At 65.2% G+C, this 1299-nt stretch carries 1 protein-coding gene; it reads left to right on the forward strand.

Translation table 11 applies throughout. The features are described 5' to 3' along the window. Window positions 1-190 precede the first annotated feature (190 nt). Window positions 191-1228, forward strand: a complete 1038-nt coding sequence (locus L979_RS14035; protein ID WP_052209918.1) for a phosphotransferase family protein — start codon at window positions 191-193, stop codon at window positions 1226-1228. Window positions 1229-1299 lie beyond the last annotated feature (71 nt).

Below are 1299 nucleotides of genomic sequence, written 5' to 3' on the forward strand. Positions count from 1 at the left end.
ATTTGTCACTAGTGCATTGAGAGGCGATTGCCGCGTCGGCAAGCCGTAACCCGTGCAGTCTGCGCCACTGCGTTGCGCACTCGAACGACGCGGTGAGGGTTCCGGTGTGAGCGCTGGAGCCGTTTCCTCGGTGCAGCGGGGGCATGACATTGGTTCTCGAGCCAGGTCTGATTGAGGGCAGACTGTGCTCATGACTCCTGCCCGTCCTGAGCATCCGTCCATGGTCGACCGACTGGTTCATCTGGCTGGCCAGGCCCCGGCCGCGGTCGGCCTGGGCTCCTCACCGGGAGACGGAGACGAGGTGCGTCTGCTGGGGCATGGGGAGAGCTTCGCGGCGTGGTTGCTGGAGGCCGGTGGGCAACGAGTGGTGGTGCGGATCGCCCGGCGTCCGGTGGAGGAGTTGCCGCGGCCGATACGGGAGGAGTTCCACGGGCTGAGCCTGGTGCCCGAGGGCATCGGCCCGCAGGCCCTGGTGCTGGAGGAGTCGGCGGACAACCCCCTGGGTGCTCCGTACATGGTGGTCAGCTTCATACCCGGCCGCGTCCTCACACCGGGGCAGTGGACTCCGGCTCTGGTCCGGGCCCATGCCCAGCAGATGGCTCGTCTGCATGCCCAGCGATTCGACCGCTGCGGTGAGCTGACCACCCCGGAGGAGGAACGCCGGGAGGCGGTGGACATCGCCGGTCAGTTCGCCGCCGGGCTGGACTGGTGGAACGATAACCACCCGGGAGTGATGGCCGAGCCCGACGTGACACGACTGGCCCGGAAGGTGGGGGCATACCTGCAGGACGCGCAGAAGACTTTCAACCGGTTGGCGTCCTTCGGGCTGATCCATGGGGATCTGTTGTTGCCCAACATCCTCGTCGAGGGGGACACCACGGTGCGGTACATCGATTGGGAGTGGTCGGAGATCGGGGACCCCGCCCAAGACCTCGCTTACCTTGGTGGGCGGATCACGGTGGACCCGTGGCATCTGCCCATGACCCGGGCCCAGACCCGGGATTTGATCGAGGTCTATCTGGCGGCCAGCGAGCACCAGGCGGCCACGGGCACCGTGGAAGAAGTGATGATCCGCTGTGATGCCTGGGAGGTCTACGAACGGTTCCTCACGTCCTTGCATCATCGCAGCCTCTTGGTTGATCGAGGTGATCTGACCGGTCAGGAGCGAGACCTGTACGCCAGTGCCGTCGCTCACGTCACCGGAGAACTCGACGCTCGACTTAAATAGATCCAGGCCAGGCAAGGGACTGTTTGATAAACGGTGTGTGGGGCCCGGCGGTTCTCATCAGTGAGTGGTTC

Source organism: Kocuria sp. ZOR0020, assembly GCF_000800955.1.
Classification (GTDB): domain Bacteria; phylum Actinomycetota; class Actinomycetes; order Actinomycetales; family Micrococcaceae; genus Kocuria; species Kocuria subflava.